Origin of the sequence: Curtobacterium sp. MEB011, assembly GCF_030209655.1 — a bacterium.
Lineage (GTDB): Bacteria > Actinomycetota > Actinomycetes > Actinomycetales > Microbacteriaceae > Curtobacterium > Curtobacterium poinsettiae.
Window position 1 is genome coordinate 294,108 of sequence record NZ_JARVRN010000001.1, and the last position, 20,268, is coordinate 314,375.

The 20,268-nt window shown below is 72.4% G+C and carries 17 protein-coding genes; 11 read left to right on the plus strand and 6 right to left on the minus strand.

The window, feature by feature from the left end:
• The first annotated feature begins 173 nt into the window (after positions 1 to 173).
• Together QRN30_RS01390 and QRN30_RS01395 are read left to right on the plus strand one after the other, a co-directional pair.
• Positions 174 to 2,207, plus strand: coding sequence for a bifunctional lysylphosphatidylglycerol flippase/synthetase MprF (locus QRN30_RS01390; protein ID WP_284760156.1), 2,034 nt, complete (start codon positions 174 to 176; stop codon positions 2,205 to 2,207).
• Positions 2,204 to 3,484 carry an alpha/beta hydrolase gene (locus QRN30_RS01395; RefSeq protein ID WP_052481788.1) on the plus strand — a complete coding sequence of 427 codons (1,281 nt, stop codon included), beginning with the start codon at positions 2,204 to 2,206 and terminating at the stop codon, positions 3,482 to 3,484. Before QRN30_RS01390 ends, QRN30_RS01395 begins: the two co-directional genes overlap by 4 nt.
• 81 nt (positions 3,485 to 3,565) lie before the next feature.
• On the opposite strand, the gene QRN30_RS01400 is transcribed toward QRN30_RS01395, so the two are convergent.
• Positions 3,566 to 5,038, minus strand: coding sequence for a PepSY-associated TM helix domain-containing protein (locus QRN30_RS01400; protein ID WP_159557360.1), 1,473 nt, complete (start codon positions 5,036 to 5,038; stop codon positions 3,566 to 3,568).
• A gap of 13 nt (positions 5,039 to 5,051) precedes the next feature.
• Positions 5,052 to 5,672 carry a DUF5134 domain-containing protein gene (locus QRN30_RS01405; RefSeq protein WP_259495400.1) on the minus strand — a complete coding sequence of 207 codons (621 nt, stop codon included), beginning with the start codon at positions 5,670 to 5,672 and terminating at the stop codon, positions 5,052 to 5,054.
• A gap of 111 nt (positions 5,673 to 5,783) precedes the next feature.
• Between QRN30_RS01405 and QRN30_RS01410 the strand changes: the two genes are divergently transcribed.
• Genes QRN30_RS01410 through QRN30_RS01430 form a run of 5 tightly spaced genes read left to right on the plus strand, consistent with a single transcriptional unit; the run spans position 5,784 to position 11,600 of the window.
• Positions 5,784 to 6,161, plus strand: coding sequence for a BlaI/MecI/CopY family transcriptional regulator (locus tag QRN30_RS01410; protein ID WP_071251521.1), 378 nt, complete (start codon positions 5,784 to 5,786; stop codon positions 6,159 to 6,161).
• A 16-nt stretch (positions 6,162 to 6,177) separates the two neighbouring features.
• The gene (locus tag QRN30_RS01415; protein WP_140448337.1) at positions 6,178 to 6,990 is read left to right on the plus strand and encodes a M56 family metallopeptidase; all 813 of its coding nucleotides are present in this window, start codon (positions 6,178 to 6,180) and stop codon (positions 6,988 to 6,990) included.
• 41 nt (positions 6,991 to 7,031) lie between these two features.
• Entirely contained in the window at positions 7,032 to 7,241 is a 210-nt protein-coding gene (locus QRN30_RS01420; protein WP_140448338.1) for a heavy-metal-associated domain-containing protein, read from the plus strand.
• Positions 7,234 to 9,348 (plus strand): cytochrome c oxidase assembly protein, encoded by a 2,115-nt coding sequence (locus tag QRN30_RS01425; protein WP_140448339.1) that lies wholly within the window; start codon positions 7,234 to 7,236, stop codon positions 9,346 to 9,348. Before QRN30_RS01420 ends, QRN30_RS01425 begins: the two co-directional genes overlap by 8 nt.
• Positions 9,345 to 11,600, plus strand: coding sequence for a heavy metal translocating P-type ATPase (locus tag QRN30_RS01430; protein WP_284760160.1), 2,256 nt, complete (start codon positions 9,345 to 9,347; stop codon positions 11,598 to 11,600). The genes QRN30_RS01425 and QRN30_RS01430 overlap by 4 nt, the downstream gene beginning before the upstream one ends.
• A 269-nt stretch (positions 11,601 to 11,869) precedes the next feature.
• Here the strand turns inward: QRN30_RS01430 and QRN30_RS01435 are convergent, their stop codons facing one another.
• Positions 11,870 to 12,379, minus strand: coding sequence for a mycothiol transferase (locus tag QRN30_RS01435; RefSeq protein ID WP_042537926.1), 510 nt, complete (start codon positions 12,377 to 12,379; stop codon positions 11,870 to 11,872).
• A 36-nt stretch (positions 12,380 to 12,415) separates the two neighbouring features.
• On the minus strand, positions 12,416 to 12,982 hold the full coding sequence (locus tag QRN30_RS01440; protein ID WP_017886213.1) for a MarR family winged helix-turn-helix transcriptional regulator: 567 nt from the start codon (positions 12,980 to 12,982) through the stop codon (positions 12,416 to 12,418).
• Positions 12,983 to 13,190: 208 nt separating this feature from the next.
• Between QRN30_RS01440 and QRN30_RS01445 the strand changes: the two genes are divergently transcribed.
• The 4 genes from QRN30_RS01445 (at position 13,191) to QRN30_RS01460 (ending at position 19,288) form a co-directional block, all read left to right on the plus strand.
• A complete protein-coding gene (locus QRN30_RS01445) occupies positions 13,191 to 13,790 on the plus strand; it encodes a M73 family metallopeptidase (RefSeq protein WP_017886212.1) in 600 nt (199 codons plus the stop codon).
• A gap of 68 nt (positions 13,791 to 13,858) precedes the next feature.
• A complete protein-coding gene (locus tag QRN30_RS01450) occupies positions 13,859 to 15,055 on the plus strand; it encodes a S24/S26 family peptidase (protein ID WP_284760162.1) in 1,197 nt (398 codons plus the stop codon).
• Between the two features lie 61 nt (positions 15,056 to 15,116).
• Entirely contained in the window at positions 15,117 to 16,280 is a 1,164-nt protein-coding gene (locus tag QRN30_RS01455) for a metallophosphoesterase family protein (RefSeq protein ID WP_140448343.1), read from the plus strand.
• Positions 16,280 to 19,288, plus strand: coding sequence for an AAA family ATPase (locus QRN30_RS01460; RefSeq protein WP_284760164.1), 3,009 nt, complete (start codon positions 16,280 to 16,282; stop codon positions 19,286 to 19,288). Before QRN30_RS01455 ends, QRN30_RS01460 begins: the two co-directional genes overlap by 1 nt.
• A 43-nt stretch (positions 19,289 to 19,331) precedes the next feature.
• Here QRN30_RS01460 and QRN30_RS01465 read toward each other — a convergent pair whose 3' ends face one another.
• Both QRN30_RS01465 and QRN30_RS01470 read right to left on the minus strand, forming a co-directional pair.
• Complete coding sequence (locus QRN30_RS01465; protein WP_017886209.1) at positions 19,332 to 19,514, minus strand: hypothetical protein; 183 nt, start codon at positions 19,512 to 19,514, stop codon at positions 19,332 to 19,334.
• Positions 19,511 to 20,227 carry a class E sortase gene (locus QRN30_RS01470; RefSeq protein WP_017886208.1) on the minus strand — a complete coding sequence of 239 codons (717 nt, stop codon included), beginning with the start codon at positions 20,225 to 20,227 and terminating at the stop codon, positions 19,511 to 19,513. Before QRN30_RS01470 ends, QRN30_RS01465 begins: the two co-directional genes overlap by 4 nt.
• Positions 20,228 to 20,268: the final 41 nt, after the last annotated feature.

Consider the following 20,268-nt stretch of genomic DNA (forward strand, 5'->3'; position numbering starts at 1 on the left):
GGTACCGGGCCTCCCGTCCGTTACGCGGTGCGACCGACGACCCCGCCGGGTCCGGTCCGCGGCTCGGCCGCGACGTCAGCTGGCGCACGGGTCATCCTCTCGGAGGACAGGGAGCCGCCGCGCTCATGCCGCCGACTGATGACACGGGCGAGCAGGACCGATGCAATGATCACGTGACACCCGCAGCGCTCGTCGGACGACTCCGCCGGTTCCCCGTCTCCGTCTCCGTGGCCGCAGCGACGGCCGTGCTCCTGGTGAGCGCGCGGATCGCTCACGCCGAACCCGACTTCCCGCACCACCCGCCCGTGGCGTGCCTCGCCGTGGTCCTCGTGGTGTTGACGACGGTGCTCGCCGAACGGTCCCTCGGATCCACCCGCACAGTGGTGATCGGCGTGGTGGCGCCGGCGCTCGGCGTCCTCGGAACCCTGCTCACCGTCAGCATCGGGTCAGCGCTCGGCGAGGCGCACGCCGAACTCGCGGTCGGACAGCCGCTCTTCGCCCCGTCGATCGTCGCCGCCGCGTTGCTCGGTGCCGCGTCGGCAGCGATGCCCGCGCAGCACCGGTGGCGCACGCGAGCCGCGCTCTGGACGGTCGTCCTCACGCTCGTGCTCTTCGCCGGCCACGGGTCGGACCTCGCCCGTGCCCTGGCGACCCTGCTCGGCACCGCAGCCGGTTCGTTCGTGGTGCGCCGGGCCTCCGGTCCGGACGCGCCGACCGCGCGTGACACGGTCAGCGCACGCACCTGCGTGGTCGCGACGCTCATCGCGCTCGGCGCGGGCACCCTGGTGACCCCTGTCGTGCCGGACCCGGACGGTGTGCTCTCGGTGTTCGCCGACGCCATGAGCGACCGTGCGGTCGTCATCGTCGGGCTGCTCCTGCTGGTGTCCGCCTGGCTCGTGCAGCGTGGCCGGCGCACGGGCATCGTGCTCGCCGTCGGCGTGCTCGTGACGCTGACCGCCGTCCTCGCCGACGTGTTCCTCATCGAACCGATGACCGACGACGCCGTGCAGTGGCGCGGACTCGGGCTGGACGCGATCGAGTGGCAGGTCACGCTGCTCGGCGCGTGGCTCGTGCCGGCGATGGTGCTGCTGACGGTCCTGGCGCTCCGCGGCCGTCTCGTCCGCTCGCGGTTCCGTGCAGCCACCAACGGCCGCGGTGCCCTGGTCGACATGCTGCGCGTCGGCGATGCCGGATCCCTCGGCCACATGGGTACCTGGCGCGGCAACGCCACCTGGACGCACCCGGACGGGCGTGGGGCCGTGGCGTACCGGGTCCGTGGGGACGTGGCACTCACCGTGTCGGACCCGGCGTGCAGCGCGGCGGACCGCGCTGAGGTCGTGTCCGCGTTCACGGCCTTCTGCGACCGGAACGGCTGGGTGCCCGCGTTCACGAGCGTGCACGAACCGGTGCGGCAGATCCTCGCCGCCGAGGGGTGGACCGCGCTGCCCGTGGGGGTCGAGTCGGTGCTCGACGTCGCCACGTTCGACCTGCGCGGCAAGAAGCGGCAGGACCTCCGGACGGCCTCGAACCGGGCCGACCGTGAGGGGGTCCGCGACGAGTGGACGACCTTCGACGCGCTCGCCGACGCACAGCGTGCCGAGGTCGAGGCGATCTGCACGCGGTGGGCGACCGACCGGAGGCTGCCGGAGATGGGGTTCACCCTCGGCGGCTTCCACGAGCTCGACGACCCCGACGTCCGACTCATGCTGGCTGTGACGGCCGACGGACACGTCACCGCGGTCACGAGCTGGCTGCCCGTGTACGAGCACGGCGGACTGGCCGGCTACACGCTCGACGTCATGCGCCGTGGCGAGGACGGCATTCCGGGGGTCATGGAGTTCCTCATCGCCCGGACCGCGATCCGGGCACGCGACGCGGGCCTGCGGATGATCAGCCTCTCCGGCACCCCGCTCGCACCCCACGACGGCGCACGGTCCCTCGTGTCCCTCGGATCGGTCCTCGTCGCCCGACTCCTCGAGCCGGTGTACGGGTTCCGGTCGCTCCAGCGCTTCAAGGAGAAGTTCGGCGCTCGGCACGAGGCGCTCTGGATCGTGGTCCCGACGCCGCTGCACGTGCCGCGGGTCGCACGTGCCCTGGCCGGCGCCTACGTCCCAGGCCTCCGGCCGAAGCACCTCTGGGCACTGCGCCAGGCACACCGCTCGACCGTCCGCGAGCCCGCTCCCGCGCGGGCGGTGTCGAAGCGGTGAGCCCAGCCGACCGGTTGCTCGCCACCCAGCTGCAGGCTCCGACGCTGCTCGTCCCGCTGGACGTGGCGTTCGCACTGCTCGGCGTCGTCGTCCTGCTCCCCGCGGTCGGCGGCTGGCGATCCCGTGTCGCGTGGCGTCGGGCCGGAGTCCGGGCGGGCGTCGCCGCGGCCGCGGCCGTCGTGGTGCTCATCGTCTGCTGGGTCCTCAGCGACCTGGTGAACCTGTTCGGGGTCGCGATGAGTCCCGTGACGCGGCTGTGGTTCGTCGTGGCCGCCGCTGCGCTGGCCTCGGTCGTCGTCGGCCTGGTGCAGGGCGGCCGCTGGCGTCGGGCCCTCGCCGTCCTGCTGCTCCCGACCGCACTGCTGTCGTCCGCCCTCGGCGTGAACGTCGAGTTCGCGATGTACCCGACGCTCCGCACCGTCGTGCAGACGGACCCCTTCCCGGAGCTCGACCTCGCCGCTGCCCCAGCCGCCACGATGCCCACGACCGGCGAGGTCCGCACCGTCGAGATCCCCGGGGAGCGATCGGGGTTCCCCGCTCGACCCGCCGTCGTCTACCTCCCGCCCGCCGCCCTGGTCAGGGATCCGTCGCCCCTGCCCGTCGTCCTCGCCTTCTCCGGCCAACCGGGCGCTCCGAGCGACCTGTTCACCGCAGGCCGGATGGGCAGCGCACTCGACGGCTACGCCGCAGCGCACCACGGCCGCGCGCCGATCGTCGTCTCCGTCGACCAGCTCTCCTCGCCCGGCCTGAACACGATGTGCGTCGACTCGGACCTCGGGAACGCAGCGACCTACGTCACCGAGGACGTGCCGCGGTGGCTGACGGCGCACCTCCCGGTGACCCCGGACCGCCGTGCGTGGGGCCTCACCGGCTTCTCGCAGGGGGCGACGTGCGCGATGCAGTTCGCCACCGCGCACCCCGACCGGTTCGGGGCCGTGCTCGCGGTCTCCAGCGAGTTGCAGCCCATCGACCGGAACCCGCAGCACAGCGCCGACCGGGCGTTCGGCGGGTCGGTCAGCGCGTGGAAGGCCGCCGGTCCGATCGCGCAGATGCGGGCGGACGACCTGCACGGGCGCGCGTTCTGGTTCACCGCGGGGTCGGCGGACGGGGCGTTCAGCCGCAACGCCCGCGTCCTCGCCGACGCTGCACGGGCAGCGGGCGCGGACACCAGCGTCGGGTTCGCCCCGGGGAGCGGGCACGACTGGAACACCGTGCAGTGGTCGTTCCGGACGGACCTGCCCCACCTGGCAGATGTGCTCTCCACAGCGCTCCACTGACGTCGGCACGGGATCCGTGCCGGGTGACGGTCGTGCCCGGACCCGGTACCGGGCAGGTGCGACCGCTCTGCACGAGCGGTCCTACTCGCCGGGTGCCGCAGGGGTGGGCGGGACCGAGCGGTTGGTGATGAGGACGTCGATGACGACGAACGCGAGCAGGGTGACACCGAGCGCGGGCAGGAACGCGCCGATGACGATCGCGCCGACCGCGACGAGCCCGGACCCCCACCACGGCGCCCGGTTCAGGGCACCCGCGGCCGGGGCGTTCCCGACGCGCTTCCCGATGGGGCGGCGCTGCCACCACATCACGTAGCCGAAGACGACCATCGCGGCGATCCCGAGCGCCGTGACGAACAGCAGGATCTGGTTCGGCAACCCCCACATCGTGCCCATGTGCGTGTCGATGCCCCACCGGGTGAGTTTGGCGGGGAGGGAGAAGGTGTCGAAGTTCGTCTCGGACACCACGCGCATGTCCCGCGGGTCGATCGCGACGGAGTTCACCGCGGTGGGGTAGGACCGCTTGATCTCCGCGACCGTCCACGCCTGATCCGCCGTCGCCGGCGGGGTGATCTGCAGTTCGGACGCGTGGATGTTCGCAGCCTTCGCAGCGGCCAGGACTCGATCGAACAGCACCGGGGTGACGGCTGCCGGTCCCGCATCGGTCGATGCGGCGGAGCCGCCGTGGTGGGCGGCGTCCTCACCGCCACCAGCCGCCGTGCCGGTGTCGGAGAGGGAGGTGGTCAGTGCGGGTGTGCCCCAGCTGAGAGCGGAGCGGAGCTGGTCGACGTTGCCACCGCCGTACTGGGACCAGGTGATGCCCGTCGCCGACAGGAACAACGCGCCCAGGAGCAGCCACACCCCGGTGGAGGCATGCCAGGAGAAGACCCGCCGGTAGCCGCGGACACCACGTGCGGGGCGGACCAGGTCGCGCTTGGCGCGCGTCTTCCGGATCCGGATCACCCACAGGCCGAGACCGGCGAGGGCGACGACGCCGAGCCACGACGCCGCGGTCTCGCTGTAGAGGCGGCCGACGTCGCCGAGGAACAGCGACCGGTGGAACGTGTCCACCCAGGTGCGGAACGGCAACGCCCCGGAGGTGCCGTACACCAGGAGGTCACCGCGGACCTCGGCGGTGCCGGGATCGACGAACACCGCACGGTTCTGCGAGTCCATCAGCCCAGCCTCGGCGTACATCACCCGCGTCGTGGCACCCGGCGCAGGTGCCGGGCGGACGGCGGCGAGGGTGTCTTCGGGGTGGTGCCGTTGGATGTAGGCCTGCGCGGCGTCGATCTGGTCTGCCAGCGGCTTCGCGGCAGCGGTCGAGGGTGCGGTGAGCTCGTGTCGGTAGATGCCCTGCTCGATCGTCGGACCGAGCGCGTACACGGCGCCGGAGAGCGCGGCGATGAGGATGAACGGTCCGACGAACAGCCCGGCAGAGAAGTGCAGGCGCAGCAACAACGGTCCGAACCAGCCCCGCTGTGGGTTCCGGCGCGGCTGCGCCGTCGACGGCGCGGACGCGGGCGCAGTGGTGTCCCGATCGGCGGTTGCGGTCATGGTGCGGTGTTCCTCAGCTCGTGGGGATGGACGCGAGTGCCATCCCGGCACTCATCAGCAGCAAGAGCACGCCGTCGAGGCGTGCGAGGGGGTGTTGGCGGACACGCGCTGACGCGATCAGCCGCACCAGCATCCAGACGGTCGCGATCGCGAACACGACGACGAGGACCCACGAGACCGGTGCCCATCCCGACCAGGAGGTGTGCATGCTGTGGCCGCTGCCGGTCATGTCCATCTCCGGCATCGACATCGAAGCCCCGCCGGCCATGGGCAGCATCATCACGCCCATGAGGGTCATCGCCGCCATCATCACCACGTGGTAGCCCAGCACCAGTCGCCCGGAGCCGCCGGGTCCGTGGTGCTCGTGGCTGCCGTACCGGCTGCTGCCGAGCGTGAGGACGAGGTAGAACGACGTCGCGAGGCCGAACACGAGGATCTGCAGCGTCGGCGGCGCGAGGGTCATCCCCCAGGCCCACGGCATCGCCAGCATCGCGACGCTCATCAGCACGTGGAAGACGTCACTGACCCGTGCGACACCGCTGCTGCCGGGGCGGAAGGCGAAGCCGAGGTACCCGACTGCCGTCACGGCGAACAGCACCGTGAGCAGGACGGACAGCGGCAGGCTGTGTGACACGAGGGGTGGACCTTTCATCGCGGCGGGTGGCGGCGCCACTCTACAAGTTGTAGAAGCCAGTTTCTACTGTATGTAGAATCGGCGCATGGTCGATGAGCTCGGGGCGCGCGGATGAGTCCGCGTCGCGCGCACGGGTCCCTCGAGGCGGGTGTGCTGCAGCTGCTCTGGGCGCAGGATGCGGCGCACACCGGCCGGCAGGTGCACGATGCGCTCGCAGCAGAGGTCGGCCCGCTGGCCTCCACGACGGTGTTGACCGTCCTCGCCAGGCTGGAGCGGAAGGGGCTCGTCGAGCGGGACCCGGCATCGAAGGCCTACCGGGCGACGAAGGCGGACCCTGCCGAGACCGCTGATTCGATGACGGAGGTGCTCGGTCGATCGAGTGATCGCACCGCGGTCCTGCAGCGCTTCACCGGTTCGCTCGGTGCGGATGACCTGGACGTGCTGCGTGCTGCCCTCGGCGGAGCCGGCATCGACCGCACCGGCTCGTGACGGGGGGATCGGTGCCGTGATCGCCGTCCTCGGCCTCGTGGTTCTCGCGGTTGTCGTCACCGTGCTGGCTCCGAGCATCCTCACTCGTGGCACCTGGTGGCTGCACCGTCCGCAGGTCGCGCTCCACCTCTGGCTCGGAGCGTTGACGGTCGCCGCGAGCTCGCTGCTGCTGAGCGTGGGGATCGCGGCGGTCATCGTCGCAACGAATGCGCACGCGCACGGGATCGGCGCTCCCGCCGCCGGCCTCTTCGCCTGGTGCGGGCTCGGCGTCGCCGGTGGTGTCGCCGCGCTCCTCGCCGCGAACGCAGAACCGATCTCGGCCGCGAAGCGCCGCACCGACGTCGCGGTGACGCTGCTCGTCGCCCGATCCACCGTGCGGACCGAGCACATCGGCGGGCACGAGATCGCGTACCTGCACACGTCGGATCCGATCGCCTGCTCCACCGCTGACGGGCGCGTGCTGATCTCGACCGGAGTCGAGAACGCGATGCCCCCTGCCTGTGTCCGCGCCGTGGTCGAGCACGAACGTGCGCACGTGCTCGGACGGCATGACCTCATCGGCCGCGTCGCTGCGCTGAACGCTGCCGCGTTCCCACGACTCCGGACTGCCCGGGAGTTCCGTCGAACGGTCGCGCTGCTGATCGAACTCGTCGCAGACGACACCGCCGCCCGCATCTGCGGACCTGCGACCGTCTGCAATGCACTGACGCTGATGAACCGGATCGACCCGAGCCCGGGCCTCGAGCTCCGCGCCGCACGTCTCGCCGCTTCGCCGGTGAAGAGCTGGCCGCACCGCCGCCACCCGGCCCCGGTCCTGCAATCCCGCTGACCTCGACTCGCATACCGTTCTACGTTTTGTAGAATGGGCGCATGGAGCGTTTCGAGTACCACGTCGTCGGGATGACCTGCGAGCACTGCGAACGCCGCGTCACCGGCGAACTCGAAGCGATCGCCGGCGTCGAGCTCGTCACTGCGGACGCCGCGACCGGTCTCGTCGTCGTCACCGCACCGACCCGGCCGGATGCGGCAGCGATCGCCGAAGCCGTCGACGAGGCAGGCTACGAGCTCGCCGGTGCCTGACACCCAGGCCGCTGCCACCCCGGCCACGCGCAACCGGCCGACGACCGTGCCCGCCGTGGGGCGGTCGGGTGTGCTCAGGCGCGCATCGCCGTGGGTGGGCGCCGTCATCGCGGTCGTCATCGTCGTGGTCGCGGTCGCGATGCTCGGTCCTTCCTCGTACGACCGGCTGAGCCGCGGCTACCCGGGCATGCTCACCTCGATGCTCAGCGCCGTGCTCCGCCTCACCGCCGACGTCACCGGCGGCCTCACGACCGGCGGCCTCGCCGCTGCCGTGTTCCTCACGCCGCGCCGGTCACGCACGGTCATCGACAACCACCGCGACCTCGCGATCGTCCGCACCGCCGCCACCGTCTGGCTGGTCGCCGCGGTGCTGCTGGTCCCCGTCGACGCCGCAGACGCGAGCGGGCAGCCGGTGACGAAGCTCCTGACACCGGGCGCGATCGGCTACCTCGTGCAGGCCAGCTACCTCCCCGGCGCGTGGATCGTCGTCGCCTGCATCGCGGTCGCGATCCTCGTCGCTGCGTACCTCGTCCGCAGCTGGGTCAGCACCCTGCTCCTGACCGGCATCGGCGTCATCGGGCTCCTCGCCCCCGTGCTGGTGACGCAGGTGCTCGTCGGCCCGAACCACGACTTCGGTGGGGACGCCGCCATGTTCGCCGTCCCCGCGCTCGGCATCTGGACCGGCGCCACGGCTGCCGGTGCCCGCCGATGGCGAGTGAGCCGTCCCGGCACCGCCACCATCCGCAGACACCGCATCCTCGCCCTCACCGGCTGGATCACCTGGACGGTCGGGTCGATCATCATCGCCGCCGTCGAACTCGCCGGCACGCCGCCGTGGGAAGCGCCCACCGGCGTGCTCTTCGCCGCCCAGCTGCTCCTCGTCGCCGCGGTGGCCGGACCGATCCTCCTCCGCAGGAGCTGGTTCGCCACCCCGACCGCCCCGGCGGTGCTCCTGGCGGTGCTCCTGGTCGCAGCCGCGATCGGCGTCGTCATGACGCGGATCCCACCGCCGGTGTACTTCGTCCCCACCGACGGACAGCAGCTCTTCCTCGGGTACCAGGTCGACACACCCCTCACCCCGATCACCCTGTGGACCGCCGGCCGGGTGAACATCCTCTTCCTCGTCATCGCGATCGCCGGGATCGCCACGTACGCGGCCGCCGTCATCCGACTCCGGAAGCGCGGGGACCACTGGTCGAACGGCCGGACCAGCGCCTGGATGCTCGGCTGGGCATCCGTCATCATCACCACCTCGTCCGGGGTCGGCCCGTACTCGTCGGCGTCCTTCGCCGTGCACATGGGCCTGCACATGAGCTTGAACATGCTCGGCCCGCTGCTGCTCGTCCTCGGCGGACCCATCACCCTGTTCCTCCGCGCCACGACCGCGCACCGTCGCGATGCCTTCGCCGGCCCCCACGAGTGGCTCGTCGCGGTGACCCACTCGAAGCTGCTGCGGGTCACGTACAACCCCGTGTACGTCCTGGCGGTGTTCGTGGGCTCGTACTACTGCATCTACCTCACCCCGTTCTTCGACTGGGCGATGCGGTACCACTGGGCGCACCAGGCGATGACCCTGCACTACCTCGCCATCGGGTACGTCTTCTACGCCCTCATCATCGGCGTCGACGCACCGCCCCGTCCGTTGCCGCACATCGGCAAGCTCGGCCTCGTCCTCGCAGCGATGCCCTTCCACGCGTTCTTCGGCGTCGTCGTGATGACCAGCGACACCCTGCTCGCAGGCACGTACTTCCAGTACCTCGACATCCCGTGGATCGGCAGTCTCGCCCACGACCAGTACGTCGCCGGTGGCGTCGCCTGGGCCGCCGGTGAGCTGCCGCTGATCGTCGTGGTGATCGCCCTCGTCACCCAGTGGGCCAAGCAGGACGCTCGACAGGCCAAGCGCATCGACCGGCACGCCGACCGGGGCCTCGACGACGACCACGAGCAGTACAACGCCATGCTCAGCAAGCTCACCACCCGCGACACCACCGCACCTGCACAGCGGGCCGATCCGACACGGTCCACCGGGCCCGGCTCGACGAACGAGCACGAGCGCGCCGACGACCGTCCGGCGCTGACCGTCACCGACCACCGGGAGCAGCCGTGACCACCACCACCCCGTCCCGAACCGACCAGCGAGCCGAGCAGCGGCTCGAACTCGACATCGGCGGGATGACCTGCTCCGCCTGCGCCAACGCGGTCGAACGCAAGCTCGGCAAGCTCGACGGCGTCACTGCGTCCGTGAACTTCGCCACCGAACGCGCCACGGTCGCCGGTCTGGGGATCGCCGATGCAGCGACCGCGATCGCGCAGGTCGAGCGCGCCGGCTACACCGCCGCCGTCCACACCCCGGGCGATGACGCCTGGTCCGCCCGCGCCGCGGAGACCCGCACCACGACGCTCCGCCGCCGCCTCGCCGTCGCGGCACTGCTGGCGATCCCGCTGTGCGACATCACGATCATCCTGGCGCTCGTCCCTGCGTGGCGGTTCCCCGGCTGGCAGGCGCTCTGCGTCCTCCTCGCCGTCCCGATCGTCACCTGGGCTGCGTGGCCGTTCCACAGGGCCACCCTCCGGGGACTGCGGCACCGCAGCACCAGCATGGACACCCTCGTCTCGCTCGGCGTCGTCGTGTCCTTCGGATGGGCGCTCTGGACGCTCCTCGTCGACCCCGCCACCACTCCCGGGTACTGGCTCGGATTCGGGAGGACTCCCGCCGGCGCGGACTCGATCTACCTCGACGTCGCCGCCGGCATGGTCACGTTCCAGCTCGCCGGCCGCTACTTCGAGAGCCGCAGCCGCCGACGCGCCGCCGATGTCCTCGAAGCCATCGGTGACCTCGGCGTCACCGAGGCGCAGGTCGTCACCGACGGCACCGAGCGCACTGTTCCGCTGAGTGCCGTGCGGGTCGGGAACCTCGTCGTCGTCCGCCCCGGCGGCCGCATCCCCGTCGACGGCACCGTCACCGACGGCGCCGCGACGCTCGAAGTGTCCGCGATGACCGGCGAGTCCGTCCCGGTCGAGGCAACGGCCGGGAGCACGGTCATCGGCGGCACCCTCGTCCAGGGTGGTCGGCTCGTCATCCGCGCCGACGCCGTCGGCACCCGCACCCGCCTGGCCCAGATGGCCGCCGTCGCCGACGACGCCCAACGCCGCAAGGCCGCGGTGCAGCGCACCGTCGACCGGGTCACCAGCGTGTTCGTACCCGTCGTGATCGGCATCGCGATCCTCGTCGCCGCCGGCTGGCTCGTCAGCGGCGCGGCTCCTGGCACCGCGATCGCGAACGGTGTCGCCGTCCTCATCATCGCCTGCCCCTGCGCGCTCGGCCTGGCGACGCCGACCGCGCTCATGGTCGGCGTCGGACGCGGGGGCCAGCTCGGCATCCTCATCAAGGGCCCCAGTGCCCTCGAGGCGAGCGGTCGCATCGACACCGTCGTCTTCGACAAGACCGGCACCCTCACCACCGGCCGGATGACCCTCACCGCCGTCGACACCTTCACCACCGACGCCGACACGGCCCTCGCCCTCGCCGGCGCCCTCGAAGCAGCGTCAGAGCACCCCATCGGGGCGGCGATCACCGCCGCAGCCAGCAGCCGGTTCGGCACCCTGGAGCCGGTCGCGGACTTCACCGCGCACGCCGGACTGGGAGCAGCTGGGACCGTCGGTGACCGCGCCTGCGTCATCGGCCGGTCCGAGCTGCTCGAAGCCGCGGGGGTGCGGGTCGGCGACCGGGTCGCCGCGGTCGTCGCGGACCGCGAAGCGTCCGGCGCCACCGTGGTGCTCGTCGCCGTCGACGGCGACGTGGCCGCAGTGCTCACCGTCCGGGACGCGCTCCGTCCCGGCGCGATCGAGGCCGTCGCGCAGCTGCGCGCCCTCGGCCTCTGCACCGTCCTCCTGTCCGGGGACTCCGAGACGACGGCGTCCGCTGTCGGCGGTGAGGTCGGCATCGACGAGGTCATCGCCCGCGTCCTGCCCGACGAGAAAGCCGAACGCATCGCCCAGCTGCAGGCGGCCGGGCACCACGTCGCCATGGTGGGCGACGGTGTCAACGACTCCGCCGCCCTCGCCACCGCAACCCTCGGCGTCGCCGTCGTCGAGGGCACGGACATCGCCCTGAAGGCCGCCGACGTCATCATCGTCCGCGAGGATCTCCGCGCCGTCGTCGACGCAGTGCAGCTCTCCCGCGCGACCCTCCGGACCATCCGCATCAACCTCGTGTGGGCGTTCGGTTACAACATCGCCGCGATCCCGCTCGCCGCGGCCGGGCTGCTCAACCCGCTCATCGCCGCCGCCGCGATGGCGCTGTCCTCGACGCTCGTCGTCTCGAACAGTCTCCGGCTGCGGTCGTACGGGCGGACGTAGTCCGCCCTCGGCGGAAGTGGTGGGGCCGGCGGGTTTCGCTCCGTGCGCCACCACCGCGTTGCGGACCACGATGCCCACGGCGTCGCTCGCGACACGACCGCCTGACGGACTGGAGGCCCGTCACCGGCTGGTGACGGGCCTCCAGTCCGTCGTCGAGTGAGCACAGGACGTCGGGTCGCCGCGGCAGACTCGTCGTCTCCTGCGCACTGGATGCGCGCGACCGCGCACTGGACGCGCGCGACCGCGCAGGGCGCGCGCCCCGCGCGCGCTCAGCGGTTGAAGAACAGCAGCCCGCGCACGAAGCCGGCCTGGCCGGCGTGCTGCGTGCAGTCGTCGAGGATGCTCACGAGCCGCGCGCCGGCCGTCACGGGCGGGTCCCACGCGTCGTCGACGACCGGGTCGAGGTCGTCCGGGCCGAGCGTGCCGAGGTACGCGACGGTGCGCTCGTGCACTGCGCGCAGGTACCCGGTGAGCAGGTCGGCAGAGGCTCGCACCCGGCCGACGTCGTCGCGGGACATGCCGTACCCGAGCGCCTCGGCCGGGAACGGCAGGCCGAACCGGTCGTACCAGCCGTCCGCCGTCCAGACCTGCTCGGAGCCGGCGAGGTCGGCGATCTGCGCGTCCTGGCCGCGGGCGATGTGCCACACGAGCCAGGCCAGGGTGTTCGCCCCGGCTGCCGGTCGTGCTGCGAGCTGGTCTTCGGAGAGCCCGTCGACGGCCCGCTCGACGGTCTCGGGGATGCGGGAGAACGCTTCGGTGAGGAGTTCGGAGGGGGTCATGGCGCTCACGCTACGCGCGGGCCGTGACACCCGCGCTCACTCGGTGGACGACCGGTGGTGGCGTTCCAGGGCCGCGGCGAACCCCTCGAAGGCAGCGGCGACGACGGCGCGGTCGGACGGTGCGACGACCTGCTGGAACGCCTGCGAGTAGACGGCGCCGACCTCGCGGGCGACCGCGGTGCCCGACGGCGTGAGGTGCAGGAGCACGCTCCGGCGGTCCTCCGGGTTCGGGCGGCGCTCGAGGTGCCCGTGCTTCTCGAGCCGGTCGATGAGCGACGTCATCGCCCCGGTGGTGAGCTCGAGGTACTCGCCGGCCTGCTTCGGGGTCACGCCGTGGCCGCCCGCTGCGTTGAGGAAGAACACGAAGCGGGTGTCCGTGGCGTTCAGTCCGCGGCTCGTGCTCTCGTGGTGCAGGACGCGCGCGTGCTGCATCTGGAGCACGCGGAACGCGGTGAGCAGCCGTGGGAGGTCGGCGTCGGTGCCTGCCGGGTCGGCCGCGGTGACGTCGGGCGACACCGGTGCCGGGGGCGTGCGCGGCGCGATCCTGGCCGCGGGGACGGCGGGTGCGCGCTGGGGGAGGACGACCTGGTCGGTGTCCGTCATGGGGGCTCTTCTCGGGTGCAGGGGTGGAACTTCAGTCAACAAGTAACTCACTCGTCAAGATACCCCCATCAATGGGGGCATCCCGGGTATTGAGAGCTGCTCGACGGCGAAGTAGCTTGATCGTCGTACCACCTCGGCACGTAGCGCGACCAACCACCGCGGGCCCGTCCGAACCACCGATCAGACCTCATCCTCACGGAGTCCAACCATGTCTCGTGTCACGCCTCGTGCTGCCCGCCTCGCCGCCTGGATCGCCATCCCCGCCGCGCTCGTCGCCTCGGGGGTCGTCGTCTCGACGGCCTCGTACGCGGCCTTCTCCTCGACCACCGTCAACCCGACGAACAACTGGACGGCGGGCAGTGTCGCCCTGTCCGACGACGACAACAACACCGCGCTGTTCACGGCGAGCAACCTGAAGCCCGGCTCGACCGGTGCGAACTGCATCACGGTGACCTCGACCGGTTCGCTGCCCTCGGCCGTGAAGCTGTACGGCACGAACGTCACGACCACGAAGGACCTGGCAGCGAACGTCAACCTGACCGTCGAGCAGGGCACCGGCGGTGGCTTCGGCTCCTGCTCCGGCTTCACCCCGGCCGCCACCGGCAGCTCGCTCTACAGCGGCACCGTCGCGGGCTTCGGCGCCGCCTCGACCAACTACGCGACCGGCGTCGGCAGCTGGACCCCGACCGGCACCGCGTCCGAGACGCGCGTCTACCGCGTCACCTACACGGTCTCGAGCACCGCGCCGAACACCGTGCAGGGCGGCACCGCAGCCCTCGGCTTCACCTGGGAGGCCCAGAACAGCTGAGTCGGGGCCGGGGCCGAACCCGCCCCGTCCGTTCCCTCCCCGCAACGCGCCCCCGGTCGAAGGCAGTCATGAGCAGCATCGCAGTGCACGGTGGTCCCGCACCGCACGCAGCGGTCCGTGACGCCGTCGAGTGGGGGCGCGTCGTCGTCGCCTCCCTTGCCCGCGGCGTCGTCGCGACGCTGCTCGGCCTCGCGCTCTGGGCGGCTGCGCCGGCGCTCATCGGCTGGCAGCCCACCACCGTGATGACCGGCTCGATGGAGCCGCGGATCGTCCCCGGTGACGTGGTCGTCTCACGGCCGGTCGGCTCGGGCGAGATCGCCATGGGCAAGGTCCTGCTCGCCGACGACCCGGACCAGGCGGACCACATGCGCATGCACCGGTACGTGCAGGACGGCTCCCGCGGCACCATGGTCACGAAGGGTGACGCCAACCCGCAGCAGGACTCGACGCCGATCGAGCGCTCCGCGGTGCACGGCATCGCCTTCCTGCGCATCCCGTTCATCGGCGCACCGATCCGGTGGATCAGCGCCGGCGAGTGGGGCCTGGTCGCGATGCTCGCACTCGGCCTGACCGCGGTGCTCGCGCTCTGCACCATCGACGGGTCGCTCCGGCGGCTCGTCGACGCAGACGACGCCGACGACGCGGCCGACGGCCCCGACGACGCGGCCGGTCCGGACGGCGCGGCCGGGCCGGCAGACGGTACCGACGGCGGCGTGGAGGCGCCCGACGGCGCCGCCACGGGCCTCCCGTCCGCTGCGTCCACCGTCCTCACCCGTCGCGCCCTGCGTCGACGGGTCCGTCGCAGGCGGCGGCTGCGCCGCCTCGGCGGGGGCGCAGCGGTGCTCGTGCTCGCCGCGGCGGCCGGCGTGCTGCTGCCCGGGACGGCGGACGCGGCCCCGTGGTCGCGGACCACCGTCGCACCGACCGCGAACTTCACGGCGGGCACGGCGACCGGTGTCCCCACCCTGACCTGCGTGCCGGCCGGGTCGAACACGGTGACGATCGCCTGGACCTACGACAACGGTGCGACCGTGCCGGTGTCGTTCGACCTGATGAACGGCACGACGCAGGTGGCCAGCACGACGCTCGCCGGGGCCCGTTCGATGGTCTACGGGGGCGCCGGACTCCTGAACCTCGGCACGACGTACACGCTCAACCTCCGCACGAACCTCGGCAACAACTGGACGGCGACGAGCACGCCGACCGTCAAGGTGAAGGTCGTCGCGGTCCTGGGCATGGCATCCGCGAGCTGTGTGACCACCTGAGCCGTCCACAGGGCACCGCGGGGTGCCCCTGGATGTCCCCGGACGGCGTTACCGTGGCCGCATGCGCATCCTGCACACCGGCGACTGGCACCTCGGCCGCACACTGCTGGGTGCGGACCTGCTCGAGCACCAGGCCGCGTTCACCGACTGGCTCGTCGACCTCGCCCGCGAGCGCGCCGTCGACCTCGTCGTCATCGCCGGTGACGTCTACGACCGTGCGATCCCGCCCGTCGACGCCGTCCGCATGCTCTCGCGCGTGCTCGAGCGGCTCGCCGAGACCACCACGGTGGTGCTCACCCCGGGCAACCACGACTCCGCTGCTCGGCTCGGCTTCGGCGCCCGGGTGATGGGGCAGCGCGTCCGCATCCTCGCCGAGCCCGCGCACGTGGCCGACCCCGTGCTCGTGGCCGACGACGACGGCCCGGTGGCCGTGTACGGCATCCCGTACCTGCACCCCGACCTCACCCGGTACGCCCTGGCCGCGGTCCCCGACGAACCCCTCGCCCGCTCGCACCACGCCGTCGTCCACGCCGCCACCGAACGGATCCGCACCGACCTCGCGACCCGTGCCGGTACCCGCAGCGTGGTCGTCGCCCACGCGTTCGTCGGGGGTGCCGACCCGAGCGACAGCGAGCAGGACATCCGCGTCGGCGGGGTCGACCGCGTGGCCGAGTCCGTGTTCGACGGCTTCGACTACGTCGCCCTCGGGCACCTGCACGGCCCGCAGCGCGTCGGCGACGACGGCCGGATCCGGTACGCCGGGTCGCCGCTGGCGTTCTCGTTCGGCGAGCGGCACCAGCGGAAGTCCGTGACCATCGCCGAGCTCGACGGGGCCGGTGCCGTCACCGTCGAACTCGTCCCGACACCGGTCCCGCGGCGACTGGTCGACGTCCGGGGCAGCATCGACGCCATCGAGTCCGGGGCCTTCCGGGCCGACGCCGACGCCTGGGTCCGCGTCGCGGTGACCGACACCGTGCACCCCGAGCGCATGTACGCCCGGGTGAAGGACCACTTCCCGCACGCCCTGGCGATCACCCACGAACCGGCGGACCGACCGGCCGCCACCGCCGCACGGGCCGTGACCGCGACGTCCGACCCGGTCGAGGTCGCCGGCGACTTCGTGGCCTTCGCCACCGGCGGGGCACCCGACGACGACGAACGGGCCGTGCTGACCGAGGCGTACGAGGCCGCGGCGCTCGCCCTGCAGCGCGAGGGGGACCGCTGATGTACCTGCACCGACTCGAACTCCGCGCCATCGGCCCGTACCCCGACCTCGTGACCATCGACTTCGCGGCGCTCGCCGCCTCCGGTGTGTTCCTGCTCGAAGGGCCGACCGGCTCCGGCAAGTCGACGATCATCGACGCGGTCGTGTTCGCCCTGTACGGCGGCCTCGCCGGGTCCGACGCCAGCTCCGACCGGCTGCACAGCCAGCACGCCGACCCCGCGGTCGAGCCGTTCGTCGAGCTCGTGTTCGAGACCGGCGCCGGCACCTACCGGGTTCGACGCACGCCGCAGTACGACCGCCCGAAGCAGCGGGGGACCGGCACGGTGAAGCAGCAGGCGTCCGTGCAACTGTTCCGGCTCGCAGCGCCGGACGACGTCGTCGGTGAACCGATGTCGTCCCGCATCCCCGAAGCCGCGGTCGAGATCGCCCGGATCGTCGGGCTCGACCGCGCGCAGTTCCTGCAGACCGTGGTGCTGCCGCAGGGCGAGTTCGCCCGGTTCCTCCGATCCCCGGGGGAAGACCGCCGGAAGCTCCTGCAGTCACTGTTCGGCACCCAGGTCTACGACCGCACCGCCGACGAACTCGCCGCTCGCCGCCGGGCCGTGCAGGCCGAGGTCGACGGGGCCGACGACCGTGTCCGCGACGCCCTGGCCCGCTTCGCCCAGGCGGCCGGTCTCGACGACGCCGACGAGTCAGTCGTCCCCGGCACGGTTGTGTCGCTTCGCGCCACGGCCGACGCAGCAGGGGCAGCCCGGACGGCTGTCGCTGCCGCCGCGACGGCGGCGACCGAGCACGAACGGTCGGTGACGGCGCGTGCGGCCGCCCTCGAGCGCCGATCGGCACTGCTGCGGCGACAGACGCTCCTGGACGACGACGCTCCCGCGATCCAACGCGCACGGACCGCGGTGGCGACGGCGGAGCGCGCCGCCCGGGTCGCGGCGGTGGCCGACGGTCTCGACGCCGCGATCGCGCGTGCCGACGACACCGCAGCGGCAGCCTCCCGTCTGCGTGACGAGCACGAGCTCGACACCGTCGACGCTGAGCAGGTCGTCCGGCGCCGCGACACGCTGACCGACGCGCTGTCCGGCGTCCGGCACCTCGTCGCGGTCGAGGCCGAGGCGGACGCCCGGCGCACCGCGATCGCCGATGCCACCGCGACCGCAGCACGGCTCACCGACGACCTCGCCGCCCTCGACACCGCGCTCGAAGCCCGGCCGGCGGAACGCGCACGGATCGTCGAGGCCGCCCGGTCCGCGTCGACGACCGCTGCCGACGCGGACGCCGCGGCGCACGAGGTCGCTCGCGTGCAGTCGCTCCGCGCCGACCTGGCCGCCCGCGACCGCGCCGAGCACCGCGTGGCCCAGGCCGAGCGGGTCGTGGCCGGTGCCCGACGCCGCGCGACCGATGCGCTCGACGCCGAACGCACCCTGCGCGAGCGCCGGATCGCGGGGCTCGCCGGTGAGCTCGGCGCCGCACTCACCCCCGGTGACCCGTGTCCGGTCTGCGGATCGACCGCGCACCCGTCGGTGGCCGCGCCGCAGGACGACCACCCGACCATCGGCGCGGTGGAGTCCGCGGGCGACGCCACACGGCTGGCCGACCAGCAGCTCGCCGACGCCGCAGCCGAGCTGGCGGTCGAGCGCGCGGAGCACCTGCGGCTGACCGAGGTGGTCGGCGCCGTCGACACCGTCGCCCTCGACGCCATGTCGGTCGCCGCCGACGAGCGGGTCCGTGCGGCGCACGACGCAGCGGCACTCGTGCTCGAGCACGAGCGCGAGCGGACGGCGCACGACTCCGCGACCCGGGCGCTCGAGCGTGAGCGGAACGACCTCGACGCTCGGCGCACCGTGCTCGCATCGACCACGGCCTCGGACGCCGAGCGGCTCGAGGCCGACCTGCGAGCGGTGCAGGAAGCGATCGAGCGGCTCGGTGCACTGCTCGACGGTGACGGTGACGGTGACGGTGACAGCGCTGGCTCGTCGGGCTCGCTCCGCGTCGTCGTCGACGAGCTCGACGCTCGGCTGACGGTGCTCCGCGCCCTCGCCGATGCCGACGACCGCGCAGCGGCTGCCGCCCGTGCCCGTGACGAGCGGAACACCGAGGTCGCCCGGGTCCTGGACGAGCAGGAGTTCCCCGACGTCGCTGCAGCACGAGCGGGCCGGCTCGACCCCGACACCGTGGCACGCTTCCGCAGCAGCATCAGTGCCGCCGACGCCGAACGCGCCGTCGTCCGTGCGGGGCTCGAGGACCCCGCGGTGGTCGCGGCCGCCGACGACGACCCGGAGCAGCTCGACCTGCAGGCGGCGCAGGCCGAGCGGGTCCGGGTGACGGCCGACCTCGACGAGGCCACCCGGCTCGCGGTCACCGCGGCCCACCGTGCCGAGGCCGTCGAGCAGTGTGCGTCCGAGGTCGACCGGACCGTCCGGGCACGACAGGAGACCTCGGCCCGCAGCCGCGCGGTCGTCCGGCTCGCCGACGTCGCCAACGGTGTGGCATCGGTGAACCCGACCGGCATCACGCTCGGCACCTACGTGCTCATGCGTCGCTTCGAGGACGTCGTGGCCGCGGCGAACGACCGGTTGCGCGGCATGCTCGCCGGACGCTTCACGCTCGAGACCTCCGACGAGCGGGAGTCCGGGTCCCGCGCGCGACGGACGGGGCTCGCCCTCGCCGTGCACGACCACACGACCGACACCGTCCGTGATCCCCGCAGCCTGTCCGGCGGCGAGACGTTCACCGTGTCACTGTGCCTGGCGCTCGGGCTCGCCGACGTCGTGCAGGCCGAGGCCGGCGGGGTCTCGCTCGGCACCCTGTTCGTCGACGAGGGGTTCGGCACACTCGACCCGGAGACCCTCGACGACGTCATCGGGCAGTTGTCCCGGTTGACGGCCGGCGGGCGACAGGTCGGGATCGTCAGCCACGTCGAGGAGCTCAAGCAGCGGATCCCCGAGCGGATCGCCGTGCGACGCACCCCGACCGGTGGGTCGAGGGTGACGACCACCGTCTGACAGTTCGCGGCCCGGGGCCGGGTCCCGTCTGGTCCGACGCGGTCTACGGGGTCGGCGTCGGCGTCGACTCCACCGTGCCGTCCGGCGGCGGCAGGATGTCGGCCGCGATCCAGGGGAACACCCACTGGAACAGCACGAAGACGATGGCGACGAGGAGCACGAGCAGCTCGAGCACCTTCAGGGCGGTGGGGCCGGGCAGCAGCCGCCAGACCAGGGGGAAGATCACTTGACGGTCTCCGAGAGTTCCTTCGGGGTGCCCTCGGAAGCGGGCATCCAGTAGTCGAGCTTCGCGTGCGTCACGAACCGTTCGGCCGCGGACCACATCGGGTGGCAGGCGGTCAGCGTGAGCCAGCGGTCCTGGGCGGTCGGTTCCACACCCGGCTTGTTCGGCACCGGCGCGATCGTCTCGATCTTGTCGGGCGTGACGATCTGGCTGTCGGTGACCTTGTAGACGTACCAGACGTCGAACTTCTTCTTCGCGTCGGTGACCCGGACCACGACCGAGTCGCCCTTCTTGAGCTCCGCGATCTGGTTCAGGGGCTTGCCGTAGGTGACACGGTGTCCGGCGACGGCGAAGTTGCCGGGAGCGCCGGGCATCGCGGTGTCCTGGTAGTGCCCGAGTCCGATGGTGTTGAGGACCTTCTCACGATCGGTGCCCTCGCCGATCGGCCGGTTGTAGTCCTTGCCGAACCGGGGGATCTGCATCGTCCCGAACACGTCCGACAACGCCGGGGGCTCGGCGAGCACGGGAGCGGTGCCCCGGTGCTCGGTGCCCTCGACCTTGGGGGTCTTGACCTGGTCGAGGCCCTGCACGAGCTTCGTCTGCTCGTTCACGGCGACCACGTCGGTCCACCAGGCTGTCCACACGACGTACAGGCCGGTTCCGGCGCCCGCGATGATGAGCAACTCGGCGATGAGCGACACGATCGCGCCGCCCACCGTCTGCCGTCTGCGGGGGGATCGCCGGGACCGCGAACCGG